This window comes from Bilifractor sp. HCP3S3_D3, assembly GCF_052063915.1.
GTDB lineage: Bacteria > Bacillota > Clostridia > Lachnospirales > Lachnospiraceae > Bilifractor.
Window position 1 is genome coordinate 107,107 of sequence record NZ_JBQHWP010000004.1, and the last position, 19,317, is coordinate 126,423.

The window sequence follows — 19,317 nt, forward strand, 5'->3', positions numbered from 1 at the left end:
ACGTGCGTAAGAGAAAAAAAAGAGATACAGAACAGCATCCGGTTTCAGCTGCGGCATATGGAATGACGGTTCTTATTCTTGCCGTGCTGCTGGCCGCTTCTGTCCTGATATCCATTACTTTCGGTAATGCCGATATTTCAGTTGCCGATGTATATAAGGTGGTATTACGGGAGCTTTTTCACATCCGGAAATTTGATGCCTACCATACAGGAGCCGTTCACGATGTTGTATGGCTGATCCGCTTTCCCCGCGTCATGCTTGCCATTGCCGTGGGGATGGCGCTTTCTGTCTGTGGCGCGGTCATGCAGGCGATTGTAAAAAATCCCCTGGCGGATCCCTATGTGCTTGGTATATCCTCAGGCGCTGAGATGGGAGCCACGCTGGCAATCCTTTTTGGAGCCGGATCTTTTTTCGGAGCCGGAGCGGTAGGAGCTATGGCTTTTTTAGGAGCCATGCTGACTTCTTTTGCCGTTTTATTTATCGCGAATACAGGCGGTCCGTCCAATGCAGGGAAAATGATTCTGGCCGGTATGGCAGTCAGTGCAGTCTGCTCCGCCTTCTCCAGCTTTTTTATCTATCTTGCTAATAACAAGGATGCTACGGCACAAATTACGTTCTGGATGATGGGAAGTCTGGGAGGCGCCAGCTGGTCTGATGTACCCGGGATTCTTCCGATTGTGCTTGCCGGAGTCATTGTATTCTGGACACAATCCAGAAATCTGAATCTGATGCTTCTGGGAGACGAGACGTCGATTACTCTTGGAACAAATCTTCAGAAAATCCGGAGCTGGTATATGGTTCTGGCTTCTCTGATGATAGGTATTGCGGTGTATTCCGCGGGAACCATCGGGTTTGTGGGATTGATTGTACCACATGTGGTACGGATGTTTTTCGGCACAGACCACAGGAGACTGATTCCGGTGACGGCACTGGTCGGCGCTGTTTTTCTGATCTGGGCAGATGTGGCATGCCGGGTGATCCTTCCAAATTCTGAAATGCCGATTGGAATATTGATTTCCATGATCGGAGCGCCGTGCTTTATTTATCTGATGGCGAGCAAATCCTATGGTTTTGGAGGCAGTCAGTAATGGATGTAAGCGTAAAAGATATCGGGCTTTCCTACGGAGTCAGAGAAATCCTTAGTTCTGTCAGTTTTAAAGCGGAAAACCAGGAGTTCATCGGACTGATCGGACCCAACGGAAGCGGAAAATCTACTCTGCTGAAATGTATTTACCGGGTTTTGAAACCAGATCAGGGGGCTGTTTATATCAATCAGAAGGATATCGCGCACCTGTCCTATAAACAGTCTGCCCGTGAAATGGCTGTGGTGGCACAGCATAATTATTATAACTTTGATTTTTCTGTCACGCAGGTAGTCCTGATGGGAAGAGCACCGCATAAATCTGCCTTTGAGAGAGATAACGCGGAGGATTATCGGATTGTGAGGGAAGCGTTAGAAAAGGTAAATATGCTTTCTATGGCGGACAGAAGTTTTTCCACTCTTTCTGGAGGAGAACAGCAGAGAGTGATTCTTGCCAGGGCACTGGCGCAGAAAACGCCGTGCCTCATCCTGGACGAGCCGACCAACCATCTGGACATTACCTATCAACTGGAGCTTTTGGATATTGTTAAAAGCCTGAATATTACTGTCATCTCCGCGATTCATGACCTGAATATGGCAGCCATGTTCTGCGACAGACTTTATGTTCTGCGTAACGGACAGATCCTGGCCAGCGGAACGCCGGAAGAAGTACTCACGACACAAATGATCAGGGAAGTCTATCATGTAGAAAGCCAGATTGTCTACGATGCTGACGGGCATATGCATATCATATATCTGCGTTCCTGATGAACATTGATCCCGTTTTTTCCAGCCTTCTCGGGCTGGATTTTTATTTACGCGAACAGTGAGCCGCAGCCGAATGCGAAGTATTCGTGTGCGGCGAGCGTCGTGATAGAATCATGGAAAGCGGCTTATCGCGAGCTGCCTGAGACAATCATTCATATGGGATACCCGGAAGAATTCGGCAAGGCGATTGCAAAGAATCTCGGATCGGAAAAGACCATGCGCCGCATGACGGCATATCTGTATGCCGCAAAGCCGCGGACAGCGGAGGAAATCGCTGATGAGATGCTGGCAATCATGAGCGACCGTGAGCGGTGGATCGCGAAGAAAGAGGCGGAGACAGCCAACGCGAGATATAATGAGTTCCTTAACTATGGACTCGGTGAAGGTGACGAAGATGATTGATTGCATGTGATGCCGCTGCACAATATGAAATTTATTCCGATGAATCTTTTGGACGAAGGGGCAATTTCTGCCACGGATCTTGACGGATTCAGTGAGGAATTGAGGGGTGCGTTGCTCACTTATATAGAACTCAGAGACCGCAGAAAAAAGTGAGAGGGTATTGCCATTTGTTAATGTGTAGCAGCAGAGAAAAAGGGTGCAAGGTCAAAAATAAGAGTGCAGGGCTTTAGACGATTATACAGTGGGAATCAGCATGCAGACCGTTCCGTTACCGTATTGCCGGAAGTTGTGCCGCCGAAGTAGTAGCGAAAGCCGGAGCCGTTCGTTGAATCCCTGGGCTTATCTCTTGTAAATAGCTTCAAAAATACTCTCATCTGATTTCTCCTAAAAATGACATAAGAAAAGCACCGATCCGTGATATGGATTGGTGCTGGTAAAAGTTCTTATTCGTTATCATTTGTGGCATTCAGTATAATATCAAGCATTTGCCTTGGAGTTACTATATATGGTTTTATAGGAAAATGCTTGATATTTCCGGTTACGAGATATGCATCTTCATCTTTTCTGGCCTGCATCGTAACTTCGTAGAACACTCTGTCTTTCGAATCCGGAAGATCAATATCCAGGTGTTCTTCAGAAATATCCAGTGCATGAGAAACAAACTCATCGATGATATCTTGGACAATTTTCTCTGTAAGATGAAACTTCGGTCGTAAAAGAACAGAACGGTATTCTTCAAGAATTTCTTTATTTACCAGAGGAACAATTACGTCATTGAACGTCAGGTTTACTATGCTTCCGGGGACGGATTTCCATTTTAGTGCTGCGGAAACCAGAACGTTGGTATCAATCACTGCAAAATATTTCACAGACACCTCACTTTCTGGCTTCTGCTATTTCGGCATTGATTTCATCAAGCGTCATATCCGAGATACCATTTTCTTCCGCAATCCGGCTGGCACGCTTCATAGCAGAGACGCCCTTGTTTTCAGATGCCTCATCAATTTTCATGCTGAAAGGGATGCCCCGATCTCTGACCAGTCTGGAGACACACATTCTCAGATAGGATGGCATGTCCAGACCCAGCTGATCTAAAATTTGAGTTGCCTCGGTTCGCTCGGTTTCGTCTGTACGGAATTGAACAAGTGTGTTTGCCATAAGAACACCTCCTTTTCTGATTTCATACTAGCACAAAGCAAATACAAATGCAATCATATGATTACAAAAATAGAATTCCTCGGTCATCGTAAAACGATTCGCCGCTGTCATTTCCGCAGCGGATCGCCCGGTCAAGCCCCATGATCATGGCGACCGCGCCGTCGATTTTCTCCGTTGATTTCTCCTTATCAGCCTTGATGTTTCCTGCAGGGTCACGGCGGATGAAGATGTTATCCATCATCAAGCGGAGCACCGGACGGCCTGCTTCACCTATTGATTAAGTCTCAGCTGCCGGAAGGCGTTCTCCTCGCCGGGGGTCTGCTTTGCTGTCTTGCTCATAATGGATATGCCCAGACAGATCCGGATGGAGCATCTGAAGAATGATATCGGAGTATGTAAAAGAACAAAAAAGGTACACGCAGGCGGAACTTGCCCATATTTTACATTGCTCCGAAGAAAAAACCGTGCCAGTCATACGCAGACTCAAGCAGTTCGGCGTGTTGAAGAGCGTAAAAGCATCCGAATTTCAGAAGAACATGTCGGATCTTCTGGAGGAAGATGTTGAAGTAGCCGATGTTGAGGTTGACGACAGTACATATCTGTATGTCTTTACGTTCGTCGGTGTAATAATGGTCGGAGACCGTGTTCTCAAATGCTATCCGAAATACATTTTCTCTAACGGACAGTCGCTTGCCGAGATGAAGCAGGTAATGCGTGTAATCTCAAAATACAACCGCTCCGAAGAGCAGATTATAAATCTTTTTAATGGTGATGCCGAGAGCAGAAGCTTCAATCTTCTGGCTGTGATTCTGTTTCTGCTGAATGATTATTATGAATATGGTCTTTACAGCAACAATGAGAATGTTATCGAGGTTAATGGCGAGGGAAATATTCTCTGGGGAAGAACGATTGATGAATGCTTTCCGGTTATAAGCAACGGACGGCCATATTACATGGAATTATTCACAAGGCGGACAGTGAATGATGAAACAGACTACTTTCACCGGCTGCATCAGGCGGTGCTGACGGAGTGTTCAAAACAGCTGAAGGAAGCGCAGCTGACAGAGCTTTTTGATATTGAACCTCTTGAACTTACAGATGATGAAGTGTCCGATTTTGGAGATACGGATTATATTCTCGACCGTATCATCAGCGAGCTTTCTGTGCAGTTCAATACTCGCAAACAGATTCTGCTGAAAACGATGTATGCATATATTGCTGCAGACAGGCGTGTTGCGGAAATGGATGATGGTGTCAGCTTGTTCGGAACGAACTCATTCAATCTCGTGTGGGAAAAGGTATGCGCGGCGGTTTTCAACAATATGCTGCAGGCAGAACTAAGGAATCTCCCATTGCCTTTACCACTGGATGAAGACTATAAGCCGCTAGCCAGAAAGAAACTCATTGAAATTATAGAGAAGCCAGTATGGACCGCGGCACAGGCTTCCGGAGATGTATACAGTCATACTGCAAGTGATACCCTGATACCTGATCTCATTACGATTTCCGAAGACTGCTTTATCATATTTGATGCTAAATACTATAACCTTTATATGGAAAAAGATGCTCTGCGGGGACAGCCTGGAATTGAGTCAATAACGAAACAGTATCTTTACCAGCTTGCATACAAGGACTTTATGCAGAAACACGGATTAACGAAGGTGAGAAACTGCTTCCTTTTTCCGACAGAAAAAGATGAATATATAGACAAGGGATATGCAGAACTTAGAATGCTCCATGCGCTTGGGCTTGAAAATATAGCTGTCCGTCTTCTGCCGGCTCACAAGGTGTTTGATTGCTATCTTTCGGAAACAACGATAGATATAGAGGTTTTGAATTTGGAAAATTAAAGCAGCATTTAATCGGATTGACAAACCCGACAAACAGATTCAACATTAATTGACTAAAATAGCGTTTTAGCATATTTTAATTTACAAGTTCTAATTTAAACGGTGCATAACTTTACAAAAGACGACTGACATGGTAAAATACTTTATGTCAGTCGGCTTTTAATGCGTCGTGACATACTATGATTCACTTTTCAATGCACAAAGATTTATGATTCGGAGGTCATTATGTCGGGATCTTTCAATTTTAGCAATATGGACAAGCTGTTCGAGAAAATTACTGCGGCTGTAGTAAAGGGTGTAGGTCCTGACATCCGCGACTATCTTGCAGACAATCCAGACGAGACGCATAACGCGCTGAAGCTGGTACGTGGGGACAAGATTAACACTAATCTCAGAAACTTTGTAGCTTCGGATACAGTTGAGCTGAAAACTTTCAAGAGATATGCCTGGGAAGGCCGGATTCTTATTGACCGCGAACATAAGGTGACTATTGCCATCTGTACTAAGCAAACATTTGATGCTATTCCGAGAAAAAAGGATCGGACAAGTCCGCATTATCAGATGACTATTGCTAATGTCGAGAATGCGGATGTGGAGCCGATCTATGAGCAGATGACTCTTTTCCCTGGGATGTCACAATTCAGCAGTGATGTGTATGCCGATGATTTTAAGACTATCATGGGGGAAGATGTCCTTGCCGAAGACGGTTATAAGCATCTGGTAGTAGTTTATGAGACATCTGGCTCAGATGTTACATATATCGCCGCAAAATTGATTGACAGAAATCTTGCTACCGCTAAGGAATATTCGCTTGGCAGATTCCTGAAACCTGACTTTGGCGATCTGACTGCAGAGTTCAACGATGAAGAAACAATACAGAATGATGTACGCAGCCTTGTGACAGTGAAGGCTCCAAAGCAGAAAACCAATGTTACTCCAAAACAGGACGGGCTTGTTACGGCAAAAGGACAGGAGGAAAAACGGGCTTAAGCTGCCCGTTTGATGAATATGAATATAATGAAATTTAACGGTCAGCGTCTACGCGACGCACTGCAGTTTCGGGGAAAGAAAATGGCGGATCTTTCCAGGGAAACCGGCATAAGCAGGCAGTCACTGTCACTATATGCAAACGAAGAAAATGTGCCGCCTTATGAGAATGTTCAGAAAATTGCCAAGAATCTTGATTTTCCGTCAGAATATTTCCTGTCAGAAGACAAATGCACAACAGTAACGACTAATACGTATTTCAGGTCTCAGGCTGCTGCAAAAAAGAAAGAACAGAATGCGCAGGAGAAGAAGCTTGAATACACAGCAAAAATGTATGAAATTTTACTGAATTATGTGGATTTTCCCGCTCTTCATCTCACTCTTCCCATGGGAATATATGCTGATGCTGACGACGTTGTCAATGCTGAACCGGAGGAGATGCAGGAGAAAATAGAAAAGCTGACACTATCGTTAAGAAAGGCCTGGGGAGTTGGAAACGGTCCGATTGAAAATATGCAGTTTCTTCTGGAATCCAACGGCATTGTTGTGACTGGATTCCGTAATGTTGACGATAAAATCGACGCTTTCAGTCAGAAGGTGCATGTGAAGAACGGGGATTCTGTGTACATTGTTGCTCTTGCACTTGGGAAAAAGCCAAGAGAAAGGCTCCGCTTTGATATGGCACATGAACTCGGCCATATTATGATGCACAATTGGGATGAGAGCAATGAAGATTTGAATCGTGAAGAATTCAATGCTATTGAACGGCAGGCTAATATGTTTGCAAGCGCGTTCCTGCTTCCGAGAGAATCATTCGGAAAAATGGTAAGCCCATATGCCACGAATATAGAATTCTATCGTTCACTCAAGAAGAAATGGGGTGTTTCGATGCAGGCAATGATGTACAGGGCAAGGCAGCTTGATATTATCAGCGTAAATCAGTTTCAGTACATGATGCGCCAGATTTCACAGAAAGGCTGGAGAACACACGAACCGGGTGATGTTCCGGGGAATCTTAACAGTACTATTTTCCAAGGTGCAATAGATGTGCTTTTTGATGGCGGATACTTGAACGCAAGAGAGCTTGTCAGAGCTTTCCGTGATGCGGGTATATGGTTGAATACGCGGGATATGGAAGATCTGATGGGATTAAAGCCCGGAACTCTTGACGCTGGTCCGAAGATTCTTTCTATTAAGCCGAGAATTGAACCTAAATAAAGCAATACGGGAGGTGCAATAAGTGAATCAGAAAGCTATTCATGTTGGATGCCCATGTTGTAATAATAAGCGGTTGTTTGATTTGTCACCAGACACAAAAGGCGAGATGGAAATCAAATGCCCGTGGTGCGGAAAAGTCATTTCAATTTCTGTTCAGAACGAAGAAGTGTATGCAGAACAGATAATGTTTAAAGCAATAAGTTAGAAAAGTTCGAAGTCCGGACTCAAAAAGGCGGAGCCTGAGATATTCGTCAGGCCCCGGATTTCGTACTTTTCTTTTGAACCAAGTCACGCGTCACATTATGCGGTTTTAATGTGTCCCGACACACTCTAATTCAGGATGAAAATGAACTTTGAAAGAGAGATGCAGGCAACATTCAGAAAAGACAGGCACGCCTTTAAGGCCGTCCTGTCCGGGCGGCCTGGATGACCAGATATTCAGCACACCGCGCTTAGAGACTCCCTGAGATGGGCGGCAGCATGACTGCGGGCATACCTCTGGGAAGGCGGATCATATGTCCGGAGCATTCCGGGCACGTGCAGATGTCTTTATGATACAGTGCCATCATCAGCTGCTCTGTATTCATTGTGCGGTAGGGATTTCCCGGAAAGACCGTTCCTGATCTTTTTTTATAGTATGGAGGCTGACAGATGGAAAAAGAAGCAAACTGGCCGGGGCCGGAGGGGCTTATTCCGGCGCTGCCAAAAGATGCATCGAACGCAAGCTGGCACACAAGGCATTTTTTGGATGAAATTCTCATAGAAGAGCGCATTATCGGAACGCATACGGCAGATATCTCGATGATGCTTTGGGGGCGGAAATTTACATCTCCGATCATGATGCCGGCATTTTCGCATTTAAACAAGGCAGGGCTCGATCACCGGCCAATGGAAGAGTATGCGCAGGCGGCAAAGGATCTGGGACTCGTCAACTGGGTCGGCATGGAGTCCGACGCGGATTATGCGGACATTGCCGCAGTCGGCGCTGATACAATTCGCATCATCAAGCCTTTTGCCGATCATGAAAAGATCAGGAGACAGATGGCCTTCGCGGTGAAACATCAGGCATTTGCGGTTGGCATTGATATCGATCACAGCATCGGAAATGATGGAAATGTAGATGTGGTCGATGGCGAAAAAATGGGCACACTGACGGATCAGGATATGGAAGGATTTGCAGAGACTGCACATGAATTGGGAGTTCCGTTTGTTGCCAAGGGAGTCCTCAGCATAAAGGATGCCGCCATCTGTGAGAAGGCAGGCGTGGATGCAATCGTAGTCAGTCATCATCACGGCAGACTGCCATTTGCCGTACCGCCGGCGATGATACTTCCTGATATCAGGAAAGTCTCAGGGAAAATGAAGATTTTCGCGGACTGTTCCGTGGATGATGGAAGAGATGCATACAAACTCATGGCGCTGGGAGCTGATGCTGTTTCGACCGGGCGTGCCATCCTGCCGGGGCTGCTGAAAAACGGGACACCGGCTGTGAGGGAAAAGCTGCAGCAGATGAACAGACAGCTGAAAGAGCTGATGGGGTATACCGGTGTGGCAGCGCTGGGTGCATTTGATCCAACGGTACTCTGGTACCACGGAAGACACCTCCTTGCATGTTTGGAAAAATCGGAGTTTTAGATATTTTCCGAGGGCATTTGCCTGGAACATGTTTGCCGCTGCTCCGTTTACGCTCTTCAGAACAATGAATATCGATACCTCACATAGCCCCGCTGTGACGAAAATCACTTCGGGGCTTCTGGAAAAGGTGTATGAAAATTTAACCGGTAAAAATTACCATATGCCTGAAGGAGGAAGGAGGCAATTTTCTGCGTATGGCTTTATATGCGATTGGAGATCTGCATCTTCATTTTCAGTCTGAGCTGAAGGCGCCCGGACAGCTGCATGACCGTGTATGGAAGAAGCACGAGGAAAAATTCAAAAAAAACTGCACACAGCTGATGACGGACGAGGATACGCTTGTTCTGGTCGGAGATCACAGCTGGGGAAAGAATCTTGCGCAATGTGAAGAGGATCTTCAGTATATCTGTGATCTTCCCGGCCGCAAGATCCTGACCCGCGGCAATCACGATATGTTCTGGGATGCAAAGAAAACCGGGCAGCTGAATGAAAGATATCAGCCACAGCTTGCCTTTCTTCAGGATAATTATGAGACGTACCGGGACTATGCGCTTGTCGGGACAAAGGGATTCACTTTTGAAGGACCCTTTTATGTGGACCGCCGCGGGAGAATCGCGGGATGGGACGAGGAGGCGGAGGAGCATGCGAAAAAGCTGGTGGACCGGGAGCTGAAGCGTCTGAGAAAATCCTTTGAGCTGGCGAAAGAAGACGGCTACCGGAAGTTTATCATGTTCCTCCATTATCCGCCGACAAATATTCTGGAGGAACGAAGCGGATTTACGGATATGGCGGAAGAATATGGCGCGGAGCAGGTGATTTACGCGCACTGTCATGGGGAGAGCCGGTTCCATGACAGCATACAGGGAGAATATCGCGGGAGGCAGTATCATCTGGTGTCAGGGGATTTTCTGCGGTGGAAGCCGTGGAAGGTGATGGACTAAACCTGGATCCTGTCTGCGTTTTCGAAGAGCTTATATATGCCCCGCAAGCGGTGCACTACATATTGTATAAGCTACGGATTGCTCCGTGCTTCGCACTCCCGCAATCCAACAGGCATTCGCACTTCCGCGCCGCTTACGCGTCACTTCGTGCTCATACCTGTTGCCTTCGAAATCGCATCCAGTCTCTTACGCGCGCTTCGCGTGCGACGATCCTGTCTGCGTTTTCGAAGAGCTTATACAATAAAACAAACATGCGGAATAAGAAATCGTACTCACGGTATGAAAATTTGTGCCGGAGATGCGATTTCTTGTTTTTTTTGCGGATAAAATCAGGTAGTTTGACAACATTTTCAAAAAGATATTGAATTTACCAGACAAGATACCTTGGCTATGATATAGGCATCAAGATCATTGACACGGGGGTGTCAAAAATTTATTTCATTGTTCTTTCAAGGGAGGGAAAAAAATGAAAAGAAAAGTCGTAGCAACTATCATTGCCATGGTAATGGCCACAGGACTTGCGGCATGTGGATCTTCTGCGAGTTCAGCAACTTCGGCAAAATCAGAGTCATCTGAGGCATCTTCAGCATCATCAGAAGAAGCGGCAGCGGCAGATTCTTCAGAGGATATGGAGGAGCTGGCAAGTTCGATTTCCGCTGACGCGGGAAATACGGACGGAGACCTGATTACCGTAGGATTTTCTCAGGTAGGACATGAGTCAGACTGGCGTACCGCTTCGACGAATTCTGTCAAGGAAGCCTTCTCTGAGGCAAATGGCTTTGATCTTCAGTTTGTTGACTGCGACAATGACTCCGAGGCACAGCTTGAGTCGGTCAGAAACTTCATTCAGCAGCAGGTTGATTACATCATTATTGACCCGATTGTTGCAACTGGATGGGACACTGTTCTGACAGAGGCTCAGGATGCAGATATTCCGGTTATCGTCATTGACCGTACGATCGATGATTCCGATAAATATACAGCATGGATCGGAACAGAGACGAAGAACGAAGGCCTTGCGGCAGGAGCATGGCTGAAAGCTTATGCAGAGGCAAAGGGTCTTAAGGATCTCAATATCCTTGTTATCTCCGGAACAACCGGATCTTCAGCACAGATCGGACGAAGCGAGGGCTTTGATCAGTATGTAGAATCTGAGGGATGGAACAAGCTGGATGAGCAGACCGGAGATTTCACACAGGACGGCGGCCAGAAGGTTATGGAGTCCTACTGCAAGTCCTACGAAGGAAAGTTCAATGTTGTAGTATGTCAGAATGATAACGAAGCGTTCGGTGCTGTAGATGCGATGAAAGCAGCAGGCGTTTCCTACGGTGTTGACGGTGATGTCATTGTCATCTCGTTTGATGCATGCAAGGCAGGACTTCAGATGGTTCTTGACGGCGATATCAACGCAGACTTCCAGTGCAACCCGCTGCAGGGACCTGACTGCGCAAAGATCGTATCTGAGCTTGCGGCAGGCAAAGATGTTCCGGAAAAGACCTACATGGCTGAGCCGTGGTACGCACATGATGATACGGTTAAGAGTGTAAGTTACACCAACGCAGCAGGCAAGGATGTCACAGAGGATATCATTGTAGTTGATCAGAGCATCGTAGATGCAGGATACTGATGGTCAGACGTACGGACTTTAAGAAGTCCGGCAGTTGCACCAGCTGAATTCTGGAAGGGCTGTCGCTTTTCGAGCAGCAGCCCTTTTGCGTGGAATGACATGCCATCATATCCTTTGTGTGCATGACGCGCGCGAGACAGGACTTCAGGCTGGCGGAAATCCCTTCTGCAATCGCGTTTGTGTGCATGACGCGCGTGACGAAAGGGATCAGCCGGAAGACAATTGCATCGGGATAACAATTGGGATAACAGGAGAGCGGATCACTATGGAAGAAAATGTTCTTGTGGAAATGAAGAACATCGTCAAAACCTTTCCGGGCGTTGTAGCACTTGATCATGCCTCGCTTACGCTGCGGAGCGGAGAAATCCATGCGCTGATGGGAGAAAACGGCGCCGGCAAGTCTACAATTATCAAGTGCCTGACAGGTGTGTATGAAAGGGACAGCGGCGATGTGTATGTGAAAGGCGTCGAAGGCAATGTTCACTGCCATTCGACGATGGATGCCCAGAAGATCGGTATCGCGACAGTATATCAGGAAGTCAATCTCTGTCCGAATCTTTCTGTTGCAGAAAATCTTTATATCGGACGTGAGCCGAGAACAAAGCTGAATACCATCGACTGGCGGACAATGAACCGTAAGGCGAAGGATCTTATGGAACGCATGAAGATCGAGGTAGACGTAACCAGAACGCTGGAAAACTATTCCATTGCCATTCAGCAGATGGTTGCGATTGTCCGTGCGGTCGACATGGACGCAAAGGTTTTGATTCTCGATGAGCCGACCTCATCTCTCGATGACCACGAGGTGGAAAAACTGTTTGATATGATGCGTACGCTGAAGAAAAAAGGTGTTGGCATCATATTTGTCACACATTTTCTGGAACAGGTTTATGAGGTGTGCGACAGAATCACCGTTATGCGAAACGGCGGATTTGTCGGGGATTATTCGGTGGCTGAACTGCCGAGGGTAAAGCTCGTGGCCGCGATGCTGGGCAAGGACTTTGATGATCTCGCCTCCATCCGCAAGGAAGGAGAACATACTGTCTCGGATGAAATCCTCTATAAGGCGGAAAATCTGAGCCATCGCGGGACAATCAAGCCGTTTGATTTTTCCATCCGAAAGGGAGAGGTTGTCGGACTGGCAGGGCTTCTCGGAAGCGGACGAAGCGAGCTGGTGCGGTGCATCTACGGAATAGACAATTCACAGACCGGATATGCGGAGATGGAGGGGAAGACCCTGAAGATCCATACGCCGCTGGACTCGATTCGGGCGGGCATGGGTTATCTGCCGGATGATCGCAAGCTGGATGGCTGCATCGCCGGTCTGTCCATCCGTGAAAATATCTGTATCGCACTGCAGGCAAGGGCAGGAGTGTTTCACCGGATTCCGACGGCGAAGCAGAATGAGATTGCAGACAAATATATCAAGATGCTTCAGATCAAAACATCCTCCCGTGAAACGCTGATCAGTCAGCTCTCGGGCGGCAATCAGCAGAAGGTGATTCTGGCGCGCTGGCTGGCGACGAATCCGAAGTTTCTGATCCTGGATGAGCCGACCAGAGGTATTGATATCGGTACAAAAACAGAGATTCAGAAGCTGGTTCTGCAGCTCGCATCGCAGGGCATGAGCGTTATTTTTATTTCTTCGGAAATCGATGAAATGCTGCGAACCTGCTCCCGGATTCTGATTATGCGTGACGGTCACAAGGTAGGGGAACTGGATTCCAATGAAGTTGAACTGACGCAGGAGAGCGTCATGGGTGCGATCGCTGGAGGTGAAACGGAATGAATATCTGGAAAAAATTGAGAAAACATCCGCTCTTCATGCCGATCCTGATGCTGATCCTGGTGCTTTTGATCAACCTGTTCAAGGATCCGTCTTTTTTTGCGATAGCAATCAAGAACGGCGTGCTGTACGGAAGATTGATTGATGTGCTGAACCGCGGAAGTGAAATCGCTATTCTTGCAGTAGGACAGACGCTCGTTGTCGCTGTTTCCGCCGGAACCGATATCTCGGTCGGATCAGTTATGTCACTGGCGGCCTGCGGAGGCTGCATGGTACTGGCAGGTTACGGGAATACCTCGGTTACGGGTATTGTGGCCCCGATTGCCGTAGGAATCATCGTCGGTATGCTGTTCGGCCTCGGAAGCGGCTGTGTCAACGGCGCGATGGTTGCCAAACTGAAGATTCAGCCGATGGTGGCGACTCTGATTCTGTTCACGGCTGCACGTGCTATTGGCCTGCTTCTGTGCAACAATCAGATTATCTATATCCGATATGAGCCGTATCAGTATCTGGGAAATTTCCTTCCGGGTGTTCCCATACCGACGCCGATCATCGTGACGATCATCGTGATTGCCGCAGCACAGCTGGTTCTCAGAAAAACAGCGCTGGAGACATATATTCAGTCAGTCGGCATCAACAGCCGGGCTTCAAGGATCTGCGGTATCAACTCGGATAAGATCTGCTTCATCTGTTATGCGATCTGCGGTCTCTGCGCAGGGGTTGCCGGTATGATTGCTTCTTCCAGAATTTATTCGGCGGATTCGAATAATATCGGCCTGAATAATGAGATGTATTCCATTCTGGCCGTCGCTCTCGGCGGGAACAGCCTTGCCGGCGGAAAATTTAATCTGGCGGGATCTATTGTCGGCGCCTACACAATCCAGGCCATTATGACGACGCTGCTTGCGATGGGCGTTTCTACAGACCAGTCTCCGGCGATTATGGCTGTGATCATTGTGATCATCGTTGTGATCCAGTCTCCGGTTTTCAAGGAATGGTCTGCGATGCGCAGGACAAAAAGAGCTGAGGCAGGAAAGGAGGCAGAATGATGGCTGGACAAATTCAGAGTGTGAGAAAGAAAAAGGCAATCAACAGCAACAATCTGCTTCTGTTTATTACGATACTATTGTTTATCGGCATGTACGCCATCGGATGCGTGATTTACGCAGGAAAAGGATTTACTCATTTTCAGACTTTTCTGAATCTGTTCATTACCAATGCCGGTCTGATCTGTGTGGCTTCCGGCATGACCTGTGTCATGCTTACGGGCGGTATCGATATCTCTGTCGGCTCCCTGATTGCGATGAATTGCATGATCCTTGCCGACGGTATGGCAAATAAGCATATGAATGCGGTTCTGCTTGTCGTACTGGTGATGATTGTCGGCGTGGTGTGGGGCTGTGTGCAGGGATTCCTGATCGGTTATCTGGATATTCAGCCGTTTATCGTAACGATGGCAGGCATGTTCTTCGGAAGAGGAATGACAGCCGTGATCAACACAGAACAGGTTCCGATTACGAAGGACGCAAGCAGCCTGTTTTACGGCTGGGCAAATGCGAAGATCCTGCTTCCATCCTTCCTGGGTTACATGGGGAAAAAGAAGATGATCGCGCCGTTCATCCGTCCTACGGTGATCATCGCGCTTGCCGTTGTGTTTGTTATCTTTTTTGTTCTGAAGTATACCAAGTTCGGGCGTGTGCTCTATGCGGTCGGAGGAAACGAGAGCAGTGCCAGGATGATGGGACTGAATGTCCGGAAGACGAAGATGGAGGCGTATATTCTTTCTTCTGTGCTCTGTTCCATTGGTTCCATTCTGTACTGTCTGAACACGATGACCGGTTCGGTGCAGCAGGCGAAGGGATTTGAGATGGATGCCATCGCTGCCGCGGTTATCGGCGGCACGCTGCTTACCGGAGGTTTCGGCAATGTATGGGGGACGCTGATTGGCGTAATGATCACAGGTACGATCAACTCCCTGGTCATGACGAACGGAAAGCTCCTGTCGAGCTGGGCGAACATCATGACGGCAGCGCTTCTCTGCGTTTTCATTCTGCTGCAGGCTATTTTTGCCTACATCAAGAGGCGAAGAGAAAATTGAGTGTGACAGCAGGTATATTGGAGATTCAGGCAGAGTTTTCCGCTCTGTCTGAATCTCTTTGTGATCTCGAATCAGAACGCAGTCAGAGTACCTTTGATCTGTGCCGGATCCGTTGATCCGTTTATGGGGAGCAACGGATCCGGACGTGTTGTATAATAAACAGGTTCGAAGTGTGACGGATTGGTTCATGATGTGCATATGGAAGCAAGACCATCACTGTTCCAAGGGGTGTTCGTTGTCGGATTGGTTCATGATGTGCATATGAAAGCAAGACCATCACTGTTCCAAGGGGTGTTCGCTGTCGGATTCGTTCATAATGCATGTATGGTCGCGGGGATGACGACAGCTGCAGGATGTGTTTTAATAGAGGGAGTTTGTGCCGTACAGGAGGCGTGCGATATGCTGAAGGTATTTCTGGTGGAAGACGAATATATTATTCGTGAGGCAATCCGAAAAACGATAAACTGGGAGCAGGAGGGATTTGAGCTGACCGGTGAGGCAGGTGACGGAGAAAAGGCATATCCGATGATCATGCAGAGCAGACCGGATATTCTGATCACCGATATCCGTATGCCGTTTATGGACGGACTGGAACTCTCCAGACTGGTGTGCAGCAGTCTTCCGCACACGAGAATCATCATTCTGAGTGGTTATGACGATTTTTCCTATGCAAGAGAAGCGATCAGTATCGGGGTGACGGAATATCTCTTGAAGCCGGTGACAGGCGCAAAGCTTCTGGAGACGATGAAAAAAATCGGGACCGATATTGCTGCGGAGCGGGAGAGGGAAAACTATCGCGCGATTTATGAAAAGGAACATGAGGAGCGTATCCGGCTGGAACGTTCTGCTTTCCTGAAAAATGTGATCAGCGGACGATACTCTATGACGCGCCTGATGGAAATGAGTCATGAGCTGGGTATCCGTCTTTCGGCAGCGTTCTATCAGATCATTCTGTTTCAGTGTCTGGTGAGCCAGGACAGGCGGGCTGGCCGAAGGTACAATCCGGGCGACGGTGTGATGGATATGCTGGATGCGCTGCGGGATGTTTTCTGCTATGAGCAGGTGGGCGGATCTGTGTGCATACTGGTTACCGGATCGGATGCGGATTCGATGGAGCAGAACCGGGCTTCCGTGATGGAGACGATCAGACGGGGCATGGCGGATGCGGATGGATACATTTATTTTACTTCTACAGGACCGGTTGTAGAACATATCAGTGAGATTGCCGATTCCTATCATCTGGCCGGCCGGATGTTCGCGCAGCGCTTCCTGTATGATGAGGGGCGTGAATTTGTCTATGACAGAGATACGTCTTCGAGACAGCCGGGTTCTGAGAGCCGGGACAGCGGCCGGGGAAGTCTGTCGGACCGTGACGCTGTGGAGTTCTGGCAGATGGACAGGACATACATTCATAATTTTCTGGCAAGCGGAGACGTCGATGACATCGATATATTCTGTGACACGATCGTGAAAAATATCGGGATCCGGAATCTTTCGTCTCTGCTTTTCCGTCAGTATATCATGATGGATGTATATCTCATCTGCGCCGGCTTTCTGGGAAACTGCGGGTGCACAAAGGATGAGATTGAGGAAGCCTGCGGCTCTTATTATTCGCAGGCGTTTTCGGTCTCCATGGAAGAGGCGGAAAGTCAGCTGAAGCAGTGTTTTTCGGCGACGCTGGCGCTCCGGGACAAGTATTCGGAAACGCAGTCTCTTTCGCTTACGCAGGAAGCACAGAAATATATCAAGAAGCATTTTTGCGAGAACGACCTTTCACTGGGAAAGGTGGCAGGCGCAATCGGCGTTTCGTCAAATTATCTGAGCCATATGTTCAGCCAGAAGACAGGACATACCTTTATCGAGTATCTGACCGGATTGCGGATGGATCAGGCAAAAAAACTGATGAAGACCACAGACCTCACGAGCGCGGAGATCGGCATGAAGGTGGGATACAGCGATGCTCATTATTTCTATTATATCTTCAAGAAGACACTGGATATGACGCCGAAGGAGTATCGGAGTCGCGCTGCAGAGGCGGAGAATCCGTGAACGAAAATGGGTGTATGTGCGGGACAGGAGATCCCGCGGAGAAGATACGGAGCGTCGCTCATACAGGCAATAAGCGCGTGCGCGGGACAGGAGATCTTTAGGACAGGTCTGCAGGTACGGGCAGGGAAACAGGCAGAAGAGGGGGACTTTTGTGAAAACGGCGGAAGGCGTTACCGAGAAAAGAACCAGTATTTTACGCAGGATCTGGAGAATCATACTCGTTATTACGATCCCGCTGACGGCACTGTCCGTTGTCTGTCTGGTTCTGCTGAATATGATATACACCCGGTATGACAGAAGCGTACAGAACATTACGGCAGTCAACAGTTATAATCTCGACTGGGAGAAAAACATGAACAGTACCATGTATTATCTCATAGTGGAGGCCAATGACTGGGATAAGATCATTCAGGAGAAGAATGCGGATAATCCATATTATCTGATCGATGATATGCGAAGCCATTTCAAGAGCCTTGCCGCCGACAATGATGATTCAGAAGTTGAGAATAATCTGGATATGATTTTTCGTGTTCTTGACAATCTGGAAAAATGCGTCGATGAGGTTGCGGACAATATCCGTGAGGGAGGTCATTATGACGACAATATTGAGATTCTGAAGACGGATATTTATGTCATGACAGATATGATTCAGGAGAATATCCAGAAGTATATCTATCGGGAAGCGGTGCTTATGGAGCAGTCCCGCGAGAAAATTGCACGCAGCGTGCGTGTGCTTACCTGGATCATCGTCGTGCTGATTGTGTTTGCTTTTGCGGCGACGGTGTCCTTTTCCCGGTGGATGACTCATAAGATCACAGATCCCATTTTCGGACTGGTGAAGGCAACGAAGAAGTTCTCCGGAGGAAATTTTTCCGTTCGTTTTGAATCCAATTCTCACGATGAAATCGACGTGCTGGCGGACAGCTTTAACGATATGGTCAGGGAGATTTCGCTCCTCGTGGAAAATATACATCGGGATGAGCGCCAGATGCGGGATCTCGAGCTGAAGCTTCTGCAGGAGCAGGTCAATCCGCATTTTCTGTATAATTCGCTGGATGCCATCATGTGGCTGGCAGAGGCAGGGGAAAACGCGCTTGCGGTGAAGATGGTGAGTTCGCTGTCGACATTTTTCCGGACCGGTCTCTCGAAGGGGAGAGACTGGATCACGGTAAGGGATGAAGAAAGCCACACCAGAAGCTACCTGGAGATTCAGCAGTTTCGCTATCAGGATATCCTGAGTTACGAGATCAAAATTCCGGAGGAGATCGGCGGTTACTATATGATGCGGCTGATGCTGCAGCCGATCGTGGAAAATGCGCTGTATCACGGTATTAAAAACCGCCGCGCAATGGGTCACATTCTTGTCATGGGGGAGAAGGATGGCGGTGATCTTGTCTTCACCGTAAAGGATGATGGCATTGGCATGAAACCTGAGGAGCTGGAGCATATGCGTGAGCTGATTTCCGGGCAGGCCAGGGATGAATCCGATCATGGGTTCGGAGTTGCCAATGTACAGCAGCGGATCCAACTGCGATACGGTCCGGAATACGGGGTCACGGTGGAGAGTGTGTATGGAGAAGGCACTTGTGTGCGCGTGAGGATTCCGGCGCTGACGGGACCGGGAAATTCAGATCTGCCCGGACCGGGGGAATTATCCAGAATATAGGCATCAGAAATTTCCGGCTTCCGGATTTAAGAAAGAAGGGACAGGGGTGAT

At 47.9% G+C, this 19,317-nt stretch carries 17 protein-coding genes and 1 pseudogene; 14 read left to right on the top strand and 4 right to left on the bottom strand.

The window, feature by feature from the left end; all coding sequences use genetic code 11:
- The first annotated feature begins 2 nt into the window (after nucleotides 1-2).
- From ACTNDI_RS03675 to ACTNDI_RS03685, 3 genes are all read left to right on the top strand, one after another.
- Entirely contained in the window at nucleotides 3-1,088 is a 1,086-nt protein-coding gene (locus ACTNDI_RS03675; RefSeq protein ID WP_441099402.1) for a FecCD family ABC transporter permease, read from the top strand.
- Nucleotides 1,088-1,849: an ABC transporter ATP-binding protein gene (locus ACTNDI_RS03680; RefSeq protein WP_441099403.1), complete on the top strand. Its 762-nt coding sequence runs from the start codon at nucleotides 1,088-1,090 to the stop codon at nucleotides 1,847-1,849. The genes ACTNDI_RS03675 and ACTNDI_RS03680 overlap by 1 nt, the downstream gene beginning before the upstream one ends.
- 102 nt (nucleotides 1,850-1,951) lie before the next feature.
- Complete coding sequence (locus tag ACTNDI_RS03685) at nucleotides 1,952-2,251, top strand: hypothetical protein (protein WP_441099404.1); 300 nt, start codon at nucleotides 1,952-1,954, stop codon at nucleotides 2,249-2,251.
- Between the two features lie 248 nt (nucleotides 2,252-2,499).
- On the opposite strand, the gene ACTNDI_RS03690 is transcribed toward ACTNDI_RS03685, so the two are convergent.
- The 4 genes and pseudogenes from ACTNDI_RS03690 to ACTNDI_RS03705 all read right to left on the bottom strand — a co-directional run.
- Nucleotides 2,500-2,625 carry a hypothetical protein gene (locus tag ACTNDI_RS03690; protein WP_441099405.1) on the bottom strand — a complete coding sequence of 42 codons (126 nt, stop codon included), beginning with the start codon at nucleotides 2,623-2,625 and terminating at the stop codon, nucleotides 2,500-2,502.
- Between the two features lie 69 nt (nucleotides 2,626-2,694).
- A complete protein-coding gene (locus ACTNDI_RS03695; protein WP_441099406.1) occupies nucleotides 2,695-3,120 on the bottom strand; it encodes a putative toxin-antitoxin system toxin component, PIN family in 426 nt (141 codons plus the stop codon).
- A 7-nt stretch (nucleotides 3,121-3,127) separates the two neighbouring features.
- On the bottom strand, nucleotides 3,128-3,409 hold the full coding sequence (locus ACTNDI_RS03700; protein WP_441099407.1) for a type II toxin-antitoxin system RelB/DinJ family antitoxin: 282 nt from the start codon (nucleotides 3,407-3,409) through the stop codon (nucleotides 3,128-3,130).
- Between the two features lie 61 nt (nucleotides 3,410-3,470).
- A pseudogene (locus ACTNDI_RS03705) lies at nucleotides 3,471-3,671 on the bottom strand (terminase TerL endonuclease subunit); the annotation flags it as partial.
- A 235-nt stretch (nucleotides 3,672-3,906) separates the two neighbouring features.
- On the opposite strand from ACTNDI_RS03705, the gene ACTNDI_RS03710 reads away from it, so the two are divergent.
- From ACTNDI_RS03710 to ACTNDI_RS03760, 11 genes are all read left to right on the top strand, one after another.
- On the top strand, nucleotides 3,907-5,259 hold the full coding sequence (locus tag ACTNDI_RS03710; protein WP_441099473.1) for an LlaJI family restriction endonuclease: 1,353 nt from the start codon (nucleotides 3,907-3,909) through the stop codon (nucleotides 5,257-5,259).
- A gap of 225 nt (nucleotides 5,260-5,484) precedes the next feature.
- Nucleotides 5,485-6,249, top strand: a complete 765-nt coding sequence (locus ACTNDI_RS03715) for a DUF5986 family protein (RefSeq protein ID WP_441099408.1) — start codon at nucleotides 5,485-5,487, stop codon at nucleotides 6,247-6,249.
- 27 nt (nucleotides 6,250-6,276) lie between these two features.
- Nucleotides 6,277-7,464 carry an XRE family transcriptional regulator gene (locus ACTNDI_RS03720; RefSeq protein ID WP_441099409.1) on the top strand — a complete coding sequence of 396 codons (1,188 nt, stop codon included), beginning with the start codon at nucleotides 6,277-6,279 and terminating at the stop codon, nucleotides 7,462-7,464.
- Between the two features lie 651 nt (nucleotides 7,465-8,115).
- Entirely contained in the window at nucleotides 8,116-9,099 is a 984-nt protein-coding gene (locus ACTNDI_RS03725; RefSeq protein WP_441099410.1) for an alpha-hydroxy-acid oxidizing protein, read from the top strand.
- Nucleotides 9,100-9,293: 194 nt separating this feature from the next.
- Complete coding sequence (locus tag ACTNDI_RS03730) at nucleotides 9,294-10,040, top strand: metallophosphoesterase (protein ID WP_441099411.1); 747 nt, start codon at nucleotides 9,294-9,296, stop codon at nucleotides 10,038-10,040.
- A gap of 466 nt (nucleotides 10,041-10,506) precedes the next feature.
- Nucleotides 10,507-11,667 carry an ABC transporter substrate-binding protein gene (locus ACTNDI_RS03735; RefSeq protein WP_441099412.1) on the top strand — a complete coding sequence of 387 codons (1,161 nt, stop codon included), beginning with the start codon at nucleotides 10,507-10,509 and terminating at the stop codon, nucleotides 11,665-11,667.
- A 265-nt stretch (nucleotides 11,668-11,932) separates the two neighbouring features.
- Entirely contained in the window at nucleotides 11,933-13,456 is a 1,524-nt protein-coding gene (locus ACTNDI_RS03740) for a sugar ABC transporter ATP-binding protein (RefSeq protein ID WP_441099413.1), read from the top strand.
- A complete protein-coding gene (locus tag ACTNDI_RS03745; protein WP_441099414.1) occupies nucleotides 13,453-14,502 on the top strand; it encodes an ABC transporter permease in 1,050 nt (349 codons plus the stop codon). The genes ACTNDI_RS03740 and ACTNDI_RS03745 overlap by 4 nt, the downstream gene beginning before the upstream one ends.
- Complete coding sequence (locus tag ACTNDI_RS03750) at nucleotides 14,502-15,551, top strand: ABC transporter permease subunit (RefSeq protein WP_441099415.1); 1,050 nt, start codon at nucleotides 14,502-14,504, stop codon at nucleotides 15,549-15,551. The genes ACTNDI_RS03745 and ACTNDI_RS03750 overlap by 1 nt, the downstream gene beginning before the upstream one ends.
- Before the next feature lie 399 nt (nucleotides 15,552-15,950).
- The gene (locus ACTNDI_RS03755; protein ID WP_441099416.1) at nucleotides 15,951-17,600 is read left to right on the top strand and encodes a response regulator; all 1,650 of its coding nucleotides are present in this window, start codon (nucleotides 15,951-15,953) and stop codon (nucleotides 17,598-17,600) included.
- Nucleotides 17,601-17,751: 151 nt separating this feature from the next.
- Nucleotides 17,752-19,266, top strand: a complete 1,515-nt coding sequence (locus tag ACTNDI_RS03760; protein WP_441099417.1) for a sensor histidine kinase — start codon at nucleotides 17,752-17,754, stop codon at nucleotides 19,264-19,266.
- Nucleotides 19,267-19,317: the final 51 nt, after the last annotated feature.